General features: G+C 66.7%; 15 protein-coding genes. 11 read left to right on the top strand and 4 right to left on the bottom strand.

The genetic code is table 11. From position 1 onward, the window contains the following. Nucleotides 1-28 precede the first annotated feature (28 nt). From FQK05_RS11620 to FQK05_RS11610, 3 genes are all read left to right on the top strand, one after another. Nucleotides 29-850, top strand: a complete 822-nt coding sequence (locus tag FQK05_RS11620; RefSeq protein ID WP_158966877.1) for a PfkB family carbohydrate kinase — start codon at nt 29-31, stop codon at nt 848-850. Between the two features lie 3 nt (nt 851-853). Continuing rightward, complete coding sequence (locus FQK05_RS11615; protein WP_158966875.1) at nt 854-1,942, top strand: methylglyoxal synthase; 1,089 nt, start codon at nt 854-856, stop codon at nt 1,940-1,942. A 64-nt stretch (nt 1,943-2,006) separates the two neighbouring features. Further along, on the top strand, nt 2,007-2,867 hold the full coding sequence (locus FQK05_RS11610; protein WP_158966873.1) for a TauD/TfdA dioxygenase family protein: 861 nt from the start codon (nt 2,007-2,009) through the stop codon (nt 2,865-2,867). 101 nt (nt 2,868-2,968) lie between these two features. Here the strand turns inward: FQK05_RS11610 and FQK05_RS11605 are convergent, their stop codons facing one another. The 4 genes from FQK05_RS11605 to FQK05_RS11590 are packed head-to-tail and all read right to left on the bottom strand — an operon-like array spanning nt 2,969 to nt 8,175. After that, nucleotides 2,969-3,610, bottom strand: coding sequence for a hypothetical protein (locus FQK05_RS11605; protein ID WP_158966871.1), 642 nt, complete (start codon nt 3,608-3,610; stop codon nt 2,969-2,971). Further along, nucleotides 3,607-5,277, bottom strand: a complete 1,671-nt coding sequence (locus FQK05_RS11600; protein ID WP_233270503.1) for a transporter substrate-binding domain-containing protein — start codon at nt 5,275-5,277, stop codon at nt 3,607-3,609. The genes FQK05_RS11605 and FQK05_RS11600 overlap by 4 nt, the downstream gene beginning before the upstream one ends. Before the next feature lie 5 nt (nt 5,278-5,282). Continuing rightward, nucleotides 5,283-5,990: a methyltransferase gene (locus FQK05_RS11595; protein ID WP_158966867.1), complete on the bottom strand. Its 708-nt coding sequence runs from the start codon at nt 5,988-5,990 to the stop codon at nt 5,283-5,285. Continuing rightward, nucleotides 5,983-8,175 carry an adenylate/guanylate cyclase domain-containing protein gene (locus tag FQK05_RS11590; protein WP_233270470.1) on the bottom strand — a complete coding sequence of 731 codons (2,193 nt, stop codon included), beginning with the start codon at nt 8,173-8,175 and terminating at the stop codon, nt 5,983-5,985. Before FQK05_RS11590 ends, FQK05_RS11595 begins: the two co-directional genes overlap by 8 nt. A gap of 266 nt (nt 8,176-8,441) precedes the next feature. Between FQK05_RS11590 and FQK05_RS11585 the strand changes: the two genes are divergently transcribed. The 8 genes from FQK05_RS11585 (at nt 8,442) to FQK05_RS11550 (ending at nt 18,056) form a co-directional block, all read left to right on the top strand. After that, entirely contained in the window at nt 8,442-9,290 is an 849-nt protein-coding gene (locus FQK05_RS11585; protein ID WP_158966863.1) for a MurR/RpiR family transcriptional regulator, read from the top strand. A 184-nt stretch (nt 9,291-9,474) separates the two neighbouring features. Beyond that, complete coding sequence (locus FQK05_RS11580; RefSeq protein ID WP_233270469.1) at nt 9,475-11,052, top strand: ABC transporter substrate-binding protein; 1,578 nt, start codon at nt 9,475-9,477, stop codon at nt 11,050-11,052. 113 nt (nt 11,053-11,165) lie between these two features. Further along, nucleotides 11,166-12,086: an ABC transporter permease gene (locus FQK05_RS11575; protein WP_158966861.1), complete on the top strand. Its 921-nt coding sequence runs from the start codon at nt 11,166-11,168 to the stop codon at nt 12,084-12,086. Then, a complete protein-coding gene (nikC, locus tag FQK05_RS11570; protein ID WP_158966859.1) occupies nt 12,086-12,982 on the top strand; it encodes a nickel transporter permease in 897 nt (298 codons plus the stop codon). The genes FQK05_RS11575 and nikC overlap by 1 nt, the downstream gene beginning before the upstream one ends. Continuing rightward, entirely contained in the window at nt 12,979-14,712 is a 1,734-nt protein-coding gene (locus FQK05_RS11565; protein WP_158966857.1) for an ABC transporter ATP-binding protein, read from the top strand. Before nikC ends, FQK05_RS11565 begins: the two co-directional genes overlap by 4 nt. Next, on the top strand, nt 14,709-15,647 hold the full coding sequence (locus tag FQK05_RS11560) for a DUF6963 family protein (RefSeq protein WP_158966855.1): 939 nt from the start codon (nt 14,709-14,711) through the stop codon (nt 15,645-15,647). Before FQK05_RS11565 ends, FQK05_RS11560 begins: the two co-directional genes overlap by 4 nt. Nucleotides 15,648-15,734: 87 nt before the next feature. Beyond that, nucleotides 15,735-16,157 (top strand): amidohydrolase family protein, encoded by a 423-nt coding sequence (locus tag FQK05_RS11555; RefSeq protein WP_233270467.1) that lies wholly within the window; start codon nt 15,735-15,737, stop codon nt 16,155-16,157. 627 nt (nt 16,158-16,784) lie between these two features. After that, nucleotides 16,785-18,056 (top strand): calcium-binding protein, encoded by a 1,272-nt coding sequence (locus tag FQK05_RS11550; protein ID WP_158966853.1) that lies wholly within the window; start codon nt 16,785-16,787, stop codon nt 18,054-18,056. Nucleotides 18,057-18,153: the final 97 nt, after the last annotated feature.

The following is an 18,153-nucleotide window of genomic DNA, read 5'->3' as shown; positions in this document are numbered from 1 at the left end:
ACGCCCGCGGCCCCAGGCGAAAGGCCTCATGACATCCGATCATTCCCCCGCGCCGCGCGTCCTGGCCCTGTCCAGCTGGGTGGGCTTCGGCCATGTGGGCCTGTCGGCGGCGGCCCCTGCCCTTCAGGCGCTTGGGGCGCAGGTGACACAGCTTCCGACCGTCATCCTCAGCAACCATCCCGGCTGGCCCCATGTCGCAGGCCGCCAGGTGCCGGTAGACCAGCTGGACGCGATGGTCGAAGCGCTGGCCGCCAATGGCTGGCTGACCCGGCAGGACACGGTGCTGACCGGCTATCTGCCCAGCCCCGACCATGTCGACCTGGCCGTCCGCCTTGTCAGCCGCCTGAAAGCGGAGGGCGTGCGCGTGGTCGTGGACCCGGTGCTGGGGGACGATCCCAAGGGGCTCTATCTGCCGCTGCCCGTGGCGGACGCCCTGCGGGACCGGCTGCTGCCGCTGGCCGACGTGATCACGCCCAACCGGTTCGAACTGGAATGGCTGTCCGGCCGGCCCGCCGGAACGGTCGATCAGGCCGTCGGCGCGGCTCGCGGGCTGGCCGACACGGTGATCGTGACCTCCCCGCCCGCGCCCGAGGGCAAGACCGGCGTGATCGCGGTGACGGCCGACGGCGCGGAACGCTGGCTGGTCGACCGGCGGGACGGTGTGCCGAACGGCGTGGGCGACGTCTTCGCCGGGCTGATCGCCGGCGGCCTGCCGGTGGCACGGGCCATGGGGCACCTGACCGCTCTGATCGACGCCAGCTTGAACGCGCCCCATCTGAAAGTCGCCGAAAGCGCGGTAGACTGGACCGCGGCACCGCCCCTTCAACCCGAAGCTCCTCAGGAGTTCTGAGCCATGGCCTTCGACTTCATCCTGATGCTGACCGCCGACGACCGGACGATCCCCGATGCCCGCGCCCGTCTGGACGAGGCGCTGGAAGGCGGCGTGCGCCATATCGGGTTCAAGGACGTGGGCCTGCCCTTTTCCGAACTTCGCGGGCTGGCCGACGCGATCCGCGCGGCGGGCGGGCGGTCGTACCTGGAAGTCGTGAGCCTTGACGAACGCAGCGAATTGGCCTCGGCCCGGGCGGCGATCGATCTGGATGTCGACGTGCTTCTTGGCGGCACCCGCGCGGCCGAGGTCACGCGGCTGACCCGCTATCATCCCGTCCGCTACTACCCGTTCCCCGGCCGCATCGTGGGCCATCCCAGCGTGCTGGAAGGCGGGGTCGAGGACATCGTGGCCTCGGCCCGGTCGCTGGCAGAGCTGGAGCACGTGCACGGGCTGGACCTGCTGGCCTATCGCTTCCAGGGCGATGTGCCGGCGCTGATGGCCGGCGTCTGCGCAGCCGTGGACAAGCCCGTCGTCATGGCGGGCAGCATCGACAGCGAGGCGCGGGTGTGCGCCGCCGCCGCCGCGGGCGCCGAAGGCTTCACCGTGGGGACTGCGGCCCTGCACGGCGCCTTCCCGGCGGACCGGTCGGGCTTTGCCGCGCAGGTCCGGTCGATCCTGTCGATCACGGCGCGGGCGCGGGCGCAGTCGACCGCGCCGCGGCGGATCGCACTGGCGGCCCATGACATGCGCAAGTCCCATCTGAAGGCCTGGGTCCACCGCCACGCCCGCGCGCTGGAAGGGCACCGGCTGATCTGCACCGGCGGCACCGGGAAGATGCTGGTGAATGCCGAACCCGTCCTGACCATCCAGCGTCTGCAACGGGGCGCGCGGGGCGGCGACCAGCAACTGGGCGCCCTGATCGCGACAGGGGAACTGGACGCCGTGATCTTCTTCATCGACCCGACCCAGCCCCATGGCGGCGACGCCGACCTGCAGGCGCTGACCCGGCTGGCGGCCCTTCACGACACGCCCGTGGCGCTAAGCCCTGCCGCCGCCGACATGATCGCCGCCGCCCTTCTGCCGCCGCCAGAGGGCCCCCTGCCCGCCTGACCCCTTGCCCTGTGCAGCCATCGGCGCAAGGATCGCGCCAGACGCCAGAAGCAGGAGGACGCCCATGCAGGAACATCCCATCACCGGCACCATCGGTGCCGAGATCGCCGGGCTGGACCTGAAGGCGCCCATTTCCGACGACCTTGGCCGGGATCTGCGCGATGCCCTGTCCCGCCGGTTGGTGCTGGTCTTCCGCGACCAGCACCTGGACATCGCGGCCCAGAAGCGCCTGACCGCCGCTTTCGGGGCGCCGGTCGAACTGCCCTATATCGTGCCCATGGCCGACGACGCGCAGGTGGTGCGCGTCCTGAAGGAGGCCGACGATCATTCCGGCACCTTCGGCGGCGACTGGCATTCCGACATGAGCTTCGTGGCCGAGCCGCCCGCCGGGTCCGTCCTGAACGCGGTCCAGCTGCCGCCTTTCGGCGGCGACACGCTGTTCGCCAACCAGGTCCTGGCGTGGGACCATCTGTCCCCCGGCCTGAAAGACCTGCTGGACGGCCGCGACGCGATCCATGTGGGCAAGCCCTATGGCGTGAAATGGGCGCCCCCCGCGGACACCCAGTCACGCGGGGCGATCAGGATGACCCGTCTGGACCCGGAAGCCGACCGGGAACGGTTCCACCCGGCCGTGCTGACCGATCCGGTCACGGGACGCCGCTCGCTCTATCTTAACCCAATCTACGTGACGCGGTTCGACGGCATGACCGAAGCCGAAAGCCGACCCTTGCTGGACGTGCTGCGCAACCACGCCACCCGGCCCGAATTCTGCATGCGCCTGCGGTGGACCCCCGGCACCGTTGTGGTCTGGGACAACTATGCCACCCTGCACTATGCGGTGAACGACTATGCCGGACACCGGCGCGAGTTGCTGCGCACGACCTTCGCCGGCCGCCCCATCGCCGACTGGCGCGCCGCGGCCTGAGCACAGGCGACGGGCACTGACCGAAGGAAAGGCCCGTGGCGAAGGGGAAGGCTGGCCCCAGGACCCCTGCGGCACAGCAGACCGGCCGTCGTGCGGTCGGCCTACCCGGCCGTACCGGCCTTCTTGCGGCGGGACAGGCTGCGCATCAGCAGGCGAACGATGGCGAAGCCCACCTGGAACACCGCACCGAAGGCAAAGACGCCCACGGCAAAGACCACCATCTGTTCGCCCAGCGTCGACTGGCGTTCCGCCTCGCGCAGGACGACGGCCACGCCTTCGTTCACGCCGATGGCCACGCCCGCGCTGGAGGACATGACCAGCACGACATAGGCGCGGATCAGGTTCGGCAGGAACAGCAGCGCCTCGGCCTGGCTGCCGGCCCGCAGGCCCAGGATCGCGGCGCGGCCGTTATCGGCGATATAGGCCGCCGCGTAAGGCACAAGCGACAGAGCCACGATCATCGATGGGGGAAGGGTCAGGTCGACCCCGAACAGCGTCCAGGGCTTCGGGATGATGTTCAGCAGGAAGAACATGACCACGAAGGTCGGGGCCGCGCGCATCAGCCCGACCATAGGTGCCACGATCCGGCGGGCGACCCGCCCGCCCAGGTACATCAGCGTGAAGGGCACGCCCAGCGCCAACCCGAAGGCCAGCGCGACGCCCGCAATGCGGAAGTTGACGACCATGCCGGTGGCCAGATCCGCAGGATAGTCCGATGCCAGAAGGGCGCCCAGTCCGGTCATGCGCGTGCCTCCCGCTGTTCCAGTTTGGCCCTGACCCGTTCGCAGGCCCAGACGACCAAGAAGACGACGGCGATATAGAAGACCAGCACCATGGTGTAGGTCGTCACCCGCCCTGCCGCAAAGGAGGTGATGTCGGTCAGCGCGCTGAGGAGTTCCGGAGCGCCGGTGAAGCTGGCGATGGGCGTGCCCTTGGCCGCGTTCACGAGGAAGGACAGAAGCTGCGTCAGCGACCGCCGGACCGCCGCCCAGTAAAGTGCCGCGCTGAAGCCCGTACCGTATCTTCCTTCGGCGCGCAGGCTGTCCGCGGCCTCGCCGATGGCCTGGCCCGCGTTGCAGCCGTTCATCAGGCCCAGCGCCACGATGGCAGAGCCCAGCGCCACGGCGGGCGAATAGGTGAAGATCGTGTTGGCCACCGCCGCCGCGACCACCAGCGTCAGGATCACGGGCGAGGATTGCAGCGTCGTGATGATCCCCCAGGCCACGACGCGCGAGGCCCGGAAGGGCAGCGCCGCGAAGAAGCCGAAGATCAGCGAAAAGGCCAGCGTCGCGGCCAGTGCGCCCACAACGAGGATCAGCGAATTGACGATACCGTCCATGAACAGCTCGAACGCGGGGACGCTGGTCAGCATCGGAAGTTCGGGCGCGAAGCCGATGTTGTCCTTCATCCACGCGACGGAGTTTTCCACCTCGGGGGCGAAGCGGGTCGCGGGCGGGGTCGCATCCAGTGCCGGCAGGACGCAGGCCGGATCGGTCAGCGCAGCGACGGTGGCGCAGGCGGGCGACTGCCACAGGACCTGCTGGTTTTCCAGGAAGCTGGTGAAGATCCCGTTTTCACGCGCCAGCGCCAGGAATTCGCCGTCGCGATGCATGATCTCGCTGATCAGTTCCAGCGCCAGGGCGAAATCGTCGGTGCCGGTCTGGGCCACGGCCATGCCCCAGGGCACCTGGTCGAAACCGAACTTGCGTTCGAAGCGGTCGCCGAATGCGGGCTCGCCCAGGTAATAGGCCATGAAACTGTCGTCATGGGCGGCCAGAACGCAGACATTTTCGTTCAACGCTTCCGGCAGGCGGGCGGCATCCTCGAACAGCATCAGCCGGACGCCTTGTGTCACCAGGTGAGAGTTTGCGTAATTGCCGATCGTGCTGCAGACCCGGCGTTCGCGGACATCGTCCCAATTGGCAATCTCCAGATCCCGCGGGCCGACGATGATGGTCTCGGAGCTGTAATAGTGCGGCCGGATGAACCGTGCCTCGCCGTCGCGCCGGGTATTGTGCCCCATGGTCGCGATCACGACATCCGCGCCGCCCTCGGCCAGGGTCGAGATCCGGGTCGCCGCACGGACATAGATCCATTCCGGTTCGACCCCCAGCTTCGCGGCGATCGCCCGGCCAACATCGGTATCATAGCCGATCCGCTCCTCGGTCTCGGCCACGCGGGTCGAGAACAGGGGATAGTTGCCTCGGACGCCGACACGCAGCGTGCCGGAGCAGAGGACCTGGACCAGTGTCCCCGCGTCGGGGCTGTCGCATTGCGTGGGGATCTTCGCGCGGGCGCCGGCCAGAAGGTCGGCCAGCGCGCGGTCGGGACTGTCGGTGTCGTCGGCGGCCGCCGCGGACAGGACACCCAGACAAAGGACCGCAAGCGCCGTCAGCGCCGCCCGAAGCACCTGTTTCAAGATCGCCCTCCCCCGTCGGCTGCATGCCGGATGGCCAGAACAGATACCGCACCAAAGGCATAATCGCCGAAGCGGTGGATGGATTGGCCGGTTTCGCGGGCCAGAACCTCGGGCGTCATGACCGCCAGCTTGGCCTTTGGCAGGGGCACCATGATGGTCTGCAGCACCTCGACCTTCAGCCCGTGCCGCGCCGCGACGTCGCGGGTCCGGTCCAGGCGGATGAAGACGTTGTGCATCAGCATCGCGCGGCCGTCCGGCGCCAGATGCGCCGCCAGACCGTCGATGAACCGGTCGACCAGGCGCCGCCCGTCGGGCCCGCCGGCGCTCCAGGATGCCAGCCGGCCATCCACCGCGGCCTCGTCCATCGGGAAATGCGGCAGGTTCGCCAGAACCAGGTCGAAGCGCTGCCCTTCGACCGGATCGTACATCGCCCCCTGACGGATGTCGCACGCGCCGGCAAAGCCCTGCGCATCCAGCAGCGCCCCCGCGGTGACGACCGCGTCGGCCTCGATATCCACGCCGGTCAGATGCACGGCGCCCATGGATCCCGCGGCGGCAAGCAATACGCCGCTGCCGCAGCCCACGTCCAGGACGCGTGCGCCCCGGGCCCACGCCCCATTTTCAAGGACACAATTCAACAATGCCGCGGTGTAGTCGCTGGGGCGAAAACGATCGGCGGCAAGCACAGCTTCGGAACTACCCATCGCCGTTCCCTAGCATCCGCACGGCCCCGCCCGGAAGATCCTTGCCGGCTTCCAGACGCTCGACGTGCAGCTTTGCCACAGGATCGTCAGGCCGGATCGCCAGCACCGCGCGATAGGCCGACACCGCCGCCACCTTGTCGCCGGCCACCAGCGCATCGAAGGCCTGCCGGGTGATGCGCGCGACCTCGACCGTTTCGGGATCTGGCACGAAGAGCTCTCCCGCGCCATAGGCCCCCATCAGTTCGTAGATGATGACCGAGGCGCGGCGTCCCTTGACATAGACCTCGTCGATGGGCCGTACGCAGACCCGGTCGCCGGCCTCGCGGAAGGTGTCGTGGCTGATGCAGACCAGCGTGCCGTAGATCTTGTTGCAGCCTTCCAGACGCGAGGCGATGTTCACCCCGTCGCCCAGGACGGTATAGCTCATCCGTTCCTTGGATCCGACGTTCCCCACCAGCACGACATCGGAATGGATGCCGATCCGCAGCCGCATTTCCGGGGCATCGTCGCTGCGCCATTCTGCGTTCAGCCGGTCCAGGTCGCGCTGGATCGCCAGCGCCGCGACACAGCCGTGCCAGGCATGATCGTCCAGCGCCGCGGGCGCGCCCCAGAAGGCCATGACCCCGTCGCCGATGAACTTGTCGATGGTGCCCCGTTCCTCGTGAACGCGCTTGTTCACGACGCTCAGCAGGGTCGAGATCCGCGCCAGAAGGTCCCGCGCGGCGATCCGTTCGGCCAGGGTGGAAAACGCCTCGACATCGCAGAACAGGATGGTCAGGAACCGGCTTTGCCCGCCCAGTTCCAGCTTGCGGTCCGATTTCAGCAATTCGCGGACCAGCCCGATGGGCACGAAGCGGGCAAAGGACTGGACCGCCGTGTCCAGCGTGTCGATGGCATGGGACAACATGTCGACCTCGCGCACGCGGGACCGCGGCAGCGGCAGGTCGGCACTGCTTTCCAGCGACTGGATCCGTGTCACCTTCATGGCCAGCCGCTGCAACGGCGACGCGACCAGGCTGGCAATGATGTAGATGATCGTCAGCTGCACCGCGATGGCCGCCAGGCCGATGATCAGCATCTGCCGGCTGTTCCTGGCGAACTCCGCCGTGAAGTCCGACAACGGCGTCAGCACCATCAGGCGCCACGGCTTGCCCAGATCTTCTTCGAAGGACGACAGGCCCACGATGTAGTCGGCGCCGTTGTAGGTGAAGCCATAGACCTCGCCGTCATCGCCCTCGACCTCGGGCCGCTGGCTGTAGGCCAGCGAGACCAGCCGGTTTTCCACATCCGCCACATGCGGCAGCGCAACGCGCTGATTGTCGGCGCCGTAATTCGCCGATCCGTCGGATGCCGCCAGTACCAGCCCGCGGTCGTCCAGCAGAAGGCTGACCGAATTCGGGCTGACCGGCTTTTGCGCCAGGTAGTCGGAAAAGCTGTCCAGCGTCACATCCGCGGCCACGACACCCGCCAGCGCCCCGTCGACGCTGTAGGGCGCGGCCACGGTGAAGCCCAGAAGACCGAAGGCCCAGAACAGTTCCGGGTCGGTGATCGTGGTCGTGCCAGCACTGACCCCGAAATTGTACCAGGGCCGACGCCGCGGATCGTACCCGGTTTCCGCGGCGACCTCGCCCAGTTCGTTCCGGTCGACATCCAGGAAGATGTAGCGGTCCATCGTCGGCGCGTCCTGCGACGGTTCCACCAGGCGATAGGCATATTCCGATCCCGGTGGCGGCAGGACGCCGTGGATCTCCGCCGTCGGATCCTGGATCCGCCGCGCCTGACGGAACGATCCGTCTTCCAGGCCGACATAGACGTTCAGCATCGTCTCGCTTTGCTGCAACAGGCTGAACAGGTAGCGCAGCGCACGGTTGTCGGTGAAGATGTCCGGCGCCTCGCGGCCCAGTTCGGCCGCGGTGGTGATCACCGAAATCAGCGCATCGAACTCGGTCACGATTTCGCGGATCGTCTCGGTCCGGAAACGTTCGACCATCTCTGCCGCGTGGGCGCGCGCGACCTTGTCGCTGGAACGGCGGTTGATCTCGACGATGGCGCCCAGCACCGGCACGGTGGTCAGGACGAAGACGACCAGGATCGTGGCCTTCAGCGGCACGGAGAAGCGCCGCCGGCCGGACCGCACCGGCCCGTCAGAAGCGTCTTCGATCAAGGTGGTCGGCTTTTCGGGCATATCGCGCTGCATCATAAGGGAACAAAGCCAGTGTGTCGCAAATCTGACGCAGGAATGCCAATACGATATAGTTCCATGCCGCAGATTCCGACCGCAACCGCGGGAAACGATGCGTCCGCGCCATGAACGTCGCGAATACGGTGCCACGGACACGGGGCGGACCATGGCATCGACCGGGCTTCGGGGGCTTTGGCATGGATACCCCCAAATCCAGCCACTAGGCTCGACACGCCACGCACACGACACATTCGGCGGAGACCGGTGCCATGACCCAGACCTCTCACATCGCGCAGCGCCTGTTGTCGACCTATGACGAGATGCCCCGCGGAGAGCGCAAGCTGGCCGACCTGCTGCTGGAAGACGTGGGCGTGCTGGGCTACCTGACCGCCAGCGACCTGGCCGCGCAGGCGGGCGTGTCGAAGGCGACCGCGGCGCGGCTGTTCCGTCGGCTGGGCTATCGCGGCTATCGCGATGCGCAGCGCGAGGTGCGGGACAACAAGACCGCCAGGCCCGTGGCCTCCGAGGTTCCGGCCCTGTCCGGGGGGGTCCTATCGCCTGGCGAATACCTGGATGCCGAGGTGAAACACCTGGTCCGCACGTTCGAGACGCTGCCGGCCGAACAGATGACCGAAGCCGTGGAAATCCTGTGTTCGGCCGCGAAACTGTGGGTCGTGGGATTCGGCGAAGGATATCCGCTGGCGCTTTTCGCCCGTGCGCTGCTGATCAAGGTCTTTCCGGATATCCGCATGATCCCGCTTTCCGGCTTTCCGGTGCCCGAGGAATTCGCCTCGATCAATCCCGAGGACGCGGTGCTGGCCTTCGGCGTGGGCCGTCGCACGGACGAGCTCCGCAATGTCATGGGATCGTCCCGCCGGGCGGGCGCGAAAGTCATCCTGGTCACCAATGCAATCGCCGCCGGCGACAAGCACGCCGCAGACATGATCCTGCGGGGCCGGTCCGAAGGGCCCACGGTCTTCGGGTCGATGACCGCGCCGCTGAGCCTTGTCACCTATCTCTGTGCCCGGGTCGCGGCGCGATCCGGCGATTCGGCGCAGAGGCGTCTGGACCACATCGCGTCGATCCATTCGCAATGGGCCCAAGAAAGCGGCAATTGAGACGGTTCGGATTTCAGAACTGAAAACTTGACCTCATGACGCAGCGCAGAAAGATTCATTTCTGAAAATCGACATCTCTTTTATGATCCTTTTCTTGCAACCAAAGGTGTCCTGACCGGAGCCTTTTCGTCAGGTCGTTCCTCCCTGCGAGGCGACGCAACCCGATCTGACGGAGATGAGGAACATGGACGACACACGCAGAAGAGGACGCGGATTGCGGGTCCTGGCGGGGGTTCCGCTGACCGCCGTGCTGGCCCTGGCCACGACCGCCGTTTCGGCGCAGGAACTGGTCTGGGCCCGCTACGGCGACATCGACAGCCTGGACCCGCACCGGGCGACAAGCACCCTGTCGATGCAGGTCTGGGACCAGATCTACGACACGCTGCTGGCCTTCGACATGGACGGCAAGCCCGGCCCGAACATGGCGAAAAGCTGGACAGTCAGCGATGACGGGCTGGAATACACCTTCACGCTGAACGAAGGCATCAAATGTCATGACGGCACGGATTTCGATGCCAACGACGTGAAGTTCACCATCGACCGCGCCTTCGGCGACACGCCCAGCCTGACCCGCACCAGCTGGGGCCCGATCACGGATGTGACTGTCGTGGACCCGCTGAGCTTCAAGGTCACGTTGGGCAGCAAGTTCGGCGCCTTTCTGCCCTTCCTGGCCGACAGCTTTTCCTCCATGATCTGCGACACGAACACGGTCGACACCTTCGGTTCGGCCACCGCCATCGGCACCGGGCCTTTCGTCCTGGACGAATGGGTCAAGGGCAGCGAGGTCGCGCTGTCGAAGAACCCCGATTACGTCAACTTCGGCGAACCCTATGACAACAAGGGCGCGCCCCATATCGACAAGCTGCTGATCCGCACGGTGCCCGAGGCGCAGACCCGCCTGGCCGCGCTGCGCACCGGCGAGGTCGACATCGCCGAACCGCCCTTCGACGACATCGAATCGATCAAGTCGGCCGGCGAGCTGGAGATCATGGTGGCCGAAAATACCGGCCAGGACGTGTTCTGGGAATTCACCACCTCGCGCCCGCCCTTCGACGACATCCGCGCGCGGCAGGCCGTGGCCTATGCCACCGATCCGCAGATGGCCATCGACATCATCTATGGCGGGCTGACGAACCGCGAATGGTGCCCCGTGGCCCGCGGAGTCTTTGGCAACGATCAGGAATTCTGCAAGCAGTTCGGGTATGAATACGACCCGGAAAAGGCCAAGGCATTGCTGGCGGAAATGGGTTTCGGCCCGGACAACCCGATGAAGACGACGATGTTCGTCTGGACCGGCGGCAACCGGCACAAGCTGGCGGAAATCTTTCAGTCGCAGCTGGCGCAGGTCGGCATCGAGGCGGGCATCGAGATCATGGACATCGGCACCATGAACGCCCGCGTGAAGGCCCAGAACGAAGACGCGACCTCGGACGAGCCCGGCACTTTCGACATGATGACCTGGTCCTGGTACGATCCGGACATCCTTTATCAGCTGTGGCATTCGCCCGGCGCCTATTCCGGCTTCTCGACGCCCGAGCTTGACGCGATGCTGGAGGAAACCCGCACCACGATCGAGCCCGAGGCCCGGCTGGAAAAGGTGCAGGCGGTCATCCAGTACCTGATGGAAAACGCGGTCCATATCGGCCTTTACAGCCCCGGTTGGGAATGGGTCTTCGCCGTCCGCCCCGAGGTCGAAGGCTTCAAGGTCGGCCCCTTCCTGCACCCCAGCTTCCTTGACGTGAAGATGTCCAGCGACGGCTGATACCCGGGGGGCGGCAGTCCGCTGCCCCCGACGCCGCCCCTTCGGCGCGCGGAGGCGTCCCCTGCCCCGCGCGCCGGTCCGTTCCCGCGGAGACCCCCGACGAGGAGACCCCAATGGGCAAGTTCATCCTCCAGCGCCTGCTGGCCGCGCTGGTGACCATCTGCATCGCGACCATCGCGGTGACGATCCTGATCCACCTGGTGCCGGGAGATCCGGTGCGGATCATGTACGGCAGCTTTCAGACCACGCCGGAAGAGCTGGAGGCGATCCGGGTCCGCCTGGGGCTGGATCAGCCGATCTGGACACAATACCTGATGTACCTGGAACGGCTGCTGCACGGCGATCTGGGCCGGTCCATCGTGGGCGACCAGCCGGTGCTGGACGTGCTGCTGGCGCGGTTCCCTGCGACCCTGGCCCTGACTGTTTCCAGCCTTTTCATCGCCGTCGTCGTGGGGATGAGCCTTGGCTTCCTGGCCGCCTACAAGCGCGGCACCTGGGTCGATGTGGGGTCCATGGTCCTGGCCATCGTCGGCGTGTCGATGCCGCATTTCTGGCTGGGCCTGCTGCTTCTCTTCCTGTTTGCGCTGCAGCTTCAGTGGCTGCCCGTCGCGGGCGGCGACTGGCGCAGCCTGATCCTGCCGGCGATGACGCTGGGGCTGGCCAATGCCGCCGTTCTGGCGCGTCTGACACGTTCGGCGATGATCGACATCTTCGATCAGGACTTCATCCGCACCGCCCGCGCCAAGGGCCTGCCCCGGTCCATCGTGCTTTACCGTCACGCGCTGCGGTCGGGCCTTGTTCCGGTCGTGTCCATGCTGGGCCTGCAATTCGCCTACCTCATGGGCGGCGCCATCGTGATCGAGAACGTCTTTGCCTGGAACGGCGTCGGCCGCCTGGCCATCGAGGCGGTGCTGTCCCGCGACTATCCCCTGATCCAGGGCTTCATCCTGTTCTTTGCGACCGTGGTCGCGATGGCCTCGGTCGTTATCGATGTCGCCTACGCCTTCCTTGACCCAAGGATCCGGTATTCCTGATGATACATTCGTCCTCTACCGCAGACCTGGCCGACGATCTGGCCCTGGCCTCGGCTCCGCAAAGGCGCAGCTTCTGGCGCGCGCTGCTAGGCAGTCCTTCGGGCCTGATCGGGCTGGCCATCGTCGCGGTGCTGATCTTCGCTGCGTTGACGGCGCCGATCATCGCGCCTTTCGATCCCCTGCGCATGGCCGCAGGCCCGCGGCTGCAGCCGCCTTCTCTGGCCCACCCGATGGGGACCGACGATTTCGGCCGCGACGTCTTCAGCCGGATCATCTTCGGCGCCCGCCTCACATTGCAGATCGGGGTGATCGCCGTCGGCATTTCACTGACCTGCGGCCTGCTTCTGGGGCTGGTCGCCGGGTACAGTTCGGGATGGACCGAACGGGTACTGATGAGGCTGGTGGACGTGTTGTTTTCGTTTACCGAGATCGTGATCGCCCTGGCCTGTCTGGCCATCTTCGGCGTGGGCCTGACCAACGCGATGATCGCTATCGGCATCGCCTCGATCCCCTTCTATGCCCGCGTGACGCATTCGGTCGTTCTGGTCGAAAAGGGCAAACCATATTTCGAGGCCGCGGTCGCCGCAGGCGCCGGGCACATCCGGCTGATCTTCATGCACCTTCTGCCCAACGTGGTGCCCACCCTGATCGTGATCGGCACGCTGGGTGTGTCCACCGCGATCCTGGCCGCCGCGGGCCTGTCGTTCCTGGGCCTGGGCGCGCAGCCGCCACAGCCCGAATGGGGCTTCATGCTGTCCTCGTCGCGCGACCTGATCTCCCGCGCGCCGTGGATGATGATCTTTCCCGGCCTCGCCATCGCCATCACCGTCCTGGGCTTCAACCTGCTGGGCGACGGCATCCGCGAGGCGCTCGACCCGAGGCAGACCGAACGATGACAGCACGGACCCCCCTTCTGTCGGTCAAGGGACTGACGATCTCCTTCGGCCGGGGCCGTCACCGCAATGTCGCGGTGAAGGGCCTGAGCTATGACCTGATGCCCGGCGAGACGCTGGCCATCGTCGGCGAAAGCGGATCCGGCAAGAGCGTGTCGTCGATGGCCCTGCTGGGCCTTCTGCCCCCCGGCAGCGCCAATATCGAAACCGGCACGGCCAGTTTCGACGGCCGGGACCTGCTGAAACTGTCGGACGAGGAGCTTCGCGGCATCCGGGGCGACCGGGTGACGATGATCTTCCAGGAACCCATGACCTCTCTTACCCCGGTCCTCAGGATCGGCCAGCAGTTGACCGAGGCCCTGATCGAACACAAGGGCATGTCCCGGGCCGAGGCGGCGACGCGCGGGCGCGAGATGCTGAACCTTGTGGGCCTCGACGATCCGCCCCGCCGGATGCGGCAGTTCCCGCACGAATTGTCGGGGGGCATGCGCCAGCGGGTGATGATCGCCATGGCCATGGCCTCCGACCCGGCGATCCTGCTGGCGGACGAACCGACCACGGCGCTGGATGTCACGGTGCAGGCCCAGATCCTGGACCTGATGCGGGACCTGAAGACGCGTTTCGGCACGTCCATCATCCTGATCACGCATGACATGGGCGTGGTGGCGGAAATGGCCGACCGGGTCGTCGTCATGCGCAAGGGCCGGAAGATCGAGGAAGGCCCCGTCCGCCAGATCTTCGAGACCCCGCAAGAGGACTATACCAAGGCCCTGCTGGCCGCGGTGCCCCGCCTTGGCGCCCACGCCGCAGCCGCCGAACCAAGGCAGGTGGTCGACAGCCCCGCCCGTCCCGGCGCGCGGCTGCTGCATACCGAGGGCATGTCCAAGACCTTCCGCCAGCGCGGGCTTTTCGCCGCGAAATCCGGCGGCACGGCGGCGATGCAGGACGTGGGCTTCGACCTTGCAGCGGGCGAGACGCTGGCGCTGGTCGGCGAAAGCGGATCGGGCAAGTCGACCACGGGCCGGGCGGTGCTGCGGCTTCTGGACCTTGACGCGGGTGTGATCGAAATCGACGGCATCGACATGCGCAAGCTGTCGGGCGCCAATGTCCGCAAGGCCCGACGAGAGATGCAGATGATCTTCCAGGATCCCTTCGCCTCGCTCAATCCGCGTCTCTCTGCCGGGCGGCTGGTGGCGGAACCAATGGTGATCCACGGGCTGGCCAAGGGCCGCGAATTGCAGGACCGCACCGAACAGCTGTTCCTGCGGGTGGGGCTGGAGGCGGATCACATGCGCCGCTTTCCTCACGAATTCTCCGGCGGGCAGCGGCAGCGCCTGTCCATCGCCCGGGCGCTGTCGGTGAACCCGAAGCTGATCGTGGCGGACGAACCGACCTCGGCGCTGGATGTCAGCGTGCAGGCCCAAGTGCTGGAGTTGATGCTGGAACTGAAGCAAAGCCTTGGCCTGGCCTACCTCTTTATCAGCCACGACATGGCGGTGGTGGAAGAGGTCGCGCATCGCGTGGCCGTCATGCGCCGCGGCCGGATCGTGGAAATCGGGCCCAGGCAGGCCGTCCTGAACGATCCGCGCCACCCCTATACAAGTGCGCTTTTGGCGGCGGTGCCGGTGCCGGATCCAACCCGTAGGCGGGGCACCCTGCCCACGCTTGACGCCGGCCGGCTGCCCATGGGGCCGCTGACTGAAATCGCCCCTCAACACATGGTGGCCACTTGACGATTGGAATAGCAGTAGGGGCCAGGGGTGCTGCACGCGCCGCACTGGCCGGATTGAAAGCGGTCGAGGCCGTGGGACGCGGCGCCATCGGCGGCTTCGTCAGCCTAACGGCGATCACGCCCGATGGCACGGTCCACGATCTGGGCGTCCAGCGCGGCGGCGCGCAGGCAATGCTGGCGCACCCCCTGTTCCCCACGGTCGCGGAGGCAGAACTTGCCGTGCTGATGTCTTCGGGCCCCGACCGGCCCGAACCCCTGTCACAGTTTACGCCGGCCACGGCCGATGCGGGCCTGATGACCGGGCATCGCCTGCCCAACATGCCGGAGCCGGACGGGACGCCCCCGAACCTGGTCGCACTTCGGGCCATGCGCGACGGGATGCCCCCGGACAGGGCCATCGCCCATGCGCTGGACGCCGCACCCCAGCTGGACGCAGGCCTGATCGCCATGACCCTGACGGGACAGATCGCGCTGGCCAATTCCACCTCGGTCGGCGCGCGGGACGATATCGGCGAGGCGCTGGTGGTCGAACCGGGCCTGTCGGTCGGCGTCCTGCACAACTCGATCCTGCCGCACCAGGCGCTGGCCGGGCTTGCCGTCTCGGCCATCCGCGACCGGCTGGCGCCCCGGGACGCCTGGACCGGATCGGCGCTGGCCGAAGGCCTGACCGTCCACCCCGGCACACGGGACCGCGCGTTGCTGATCGAGCCGTACACCGGCAAGGCGCTCGCCTTCGAAGCCGCGGGCGATGAATGGCGCCGCCCCGAATGGGAAGGCTGCCCGGTGCGGCGGGGTGATCCGGTACTGGCCGCGGGCCGCATCGTCGGCTCCGTCGTGACAGAGGTCTACTGCGTCCTGCGCGACGGCACCGTCACCCGCGCACGGGGCGACGGGACGATCACATGGGCACCGGTGGAACCGGCGGAGGCGACATGAGCTGGCGATTTCGAATGCGATCTGCTGTTCCGCCAGGCACTGGTCTTCGACGGCGCCGGGACCCCGCCCGTCCGGTCCGACGTGGCGGTGGCCGGGGACCCTATCGTCGCCGTGGGCCCGGGCCTGACGCTGTCCGCGCGCGAGGTGCAGGAGGCCGACGGGCTGGCGCTGGCCCCGGGCTTCATTGGCGTCCACACGCATGACGACATGGCGGTGATGTCCGTCCGGACGAGCCTGCCGAAGCCCAGCCAGGGCGTGACCACCGTGGTGACCGGCAATTGTGGCACCAGCCTTGGGCCAATACCGCTGACCGTCCGCGACGCACCGGTCCCGCCGCTGGACCTGATCGCCACGGCCGCAGAATACCGATACGCCACCTTCGGCGATTTGCTGGACGCCCGGCGCGCCAGCGGCCCCGCCCTGAACGTCGTGCCGTTCGTCGGCCACACCGTCCTCCGCGCCCGCGCCGTGGACGACCTGACCGGCCCCGCCTCTGCCGAAGAAATCTAGGCGATGCGCCGCGACATCGTCGCGGCCCTCGACCAGAGGGCCGCAAGCCTGTCGACCGGGCTTGCCTACCCGCCTGCCAAGGCCTCTACCACCGATGAAATCCTGACGCTGGTGAAGGAGGTCGCGGCGGCCGATGCGCTCTGGACCACCCATATGCTCCGGAAGGGCCCGGGTGCAATGCCGCGGGCCGGCTCCTGTCCCGCGTGTCCCTCTCCTGACCCCCGGACCCTTCGTCCCCGGCCGGTGCGCCGCACAGCACCGGCCGGGACATGAAAGCGACCTTGCCGGCGAACTGGCGATCCGGCGCGGCAGGCTCCGGACCTTTCGACCGGCAGAGCCGGAAGATGACGGGTGCAACAAGACCGGCAGCGGACAGGGAGGCGTTGGGATACGCATCCGGCCTCTGCACGCGCACCCGACCTTTGCGAAAACGAAATGGACGTCTGACTGTGCGATCCGTGCCGGCCCGGGATGCCTGGGCCCAAACACGCCGCTCGATCACGCACCTTGCGCGAAACACCCGGCGTCTTCCGGGCCATAGGGCTCCGTCCTGCTTCGAAGCCGCAGCCTTTGGCGCACCGGCCGCGTGTCACGTCCGCACTAGCCTCGCCTGCCGGATTCCATTAAATGAATAGGACGTCTTCTGTTTCAGAAAGACTCTCTTGTTGTTTGAAAGGACTTTTGCGCATGACGGTCGAGGTGACAATCCAGGATCTCAACGGCTTGACAGATTACACGCTCGCCGATGTGGATTTGAAATTCTTCGCTGGCGGCGGGGCGAAATTCGATTTCGACTATGTCGACGACAATTACCTGACAGGCCTGGCTGCAATGACCCAACCGGGTGTCTTGCCAGAGGACACGTTTCGCCTGACCTATTACAGCGACGCCACCGGTTCAGTCACCGCAGATCTGACCGGGGACTGGCCCGATCCCCTGACCCTCTCGCAGATCGGCCAGAACGACGCCTGGCTCGAAAGCACCGCGAATATCGAGATCGAAGAGATCAGCGTCATCGCGGCCTTCGCCTATCGCATTACCATCGATTTCAACGGACAGGGCCCGACGGTCAAGGACTTCGTCGAGAACTGGACGGAAAAGGACCTTGTTGCCCTGAACCCCTTGGTGAACGGCGAATTCGCAACCGAGGAAGGATGGTCCGGGACCAGCGGACGCGACAAGTACTACGGCACAAAGCAGGCTGACGTCATCGAGGGGCTGGGCGGCCACGATGTCCTGAAAGGCGACGCCGGAGATGACGAGATCTTTGGCGGAAGCGGCAATGACAAGGTTTTCGGTCAAGCCGGAAACGATACGCTTGAAGGCGGCGCAGGCAAGGACAAGCTCTGGGGCGGTGGCGGAAAGGATGTCTTGGACGGCGATGGCGGGAAGGACCGGCTGACCGGCGGGGGCGACGACGACAAGCTCTCCGGCGGAGGAGGCAAGGACTTCTTGTCCGGTGGCGGCGGTTCCGACGTTCTTCAGGGCGGCAACGGCAAGGACCGCCTGATCGGCGGCGCGGGTGACGACAGATTGTTTGGCGGCGCCGGCAAAGACACGTTCGTCGACGGAGGTGGCGACGACTTCATGCAGGGTGGCAGCGGAGCCGACCTGTTCATCTTCAAAAAGGGCGTTGCGCGCGGCGACGATCTGATAATCATGCAACGTTTCGGCGGCGACATGCTGCGGCTGGAAGGTTTCGGGATCGATGTAGATACCGCCACCGCAAGCGCCAGGGAAATCAAGTCCGCAATGGCCGCAAAGGGCATTCACGTCGATCAGACCTCTACTGGCGGGAATTTCGAGGTCGACTTCGACAGCAGCAGGGATTCGATCACCCTCAAGTTCGACCAGACGGTCCTGCCCTCGCAGATCTGGGGTTACTTCGAATTCGCCTGACACACCGGTGACACGCACCGGCCTGTGAATGGCCTTCCGGCGGGGCAGCATGGGGATCCATGCCTATAGGATTTGCCACTGCCCCGCCGGGTTCTAT

It is taken from the genome of Chachezhania sediminis, assembly GCF_009765275.1.
GTDB classification, from domain to species: domain Bacteria; phylum Pseudomonadota; class Alphaproteobacteria; order Rhodobacterales; family Rhodobacteraceae; genus Chachezhania; species Chachezhania sediminis.
The sequence above is the reverse complement of the archived record's forward strand: the minus strand, read 5'-3'. Positions and strand labels throughout refer to the sequence as shown.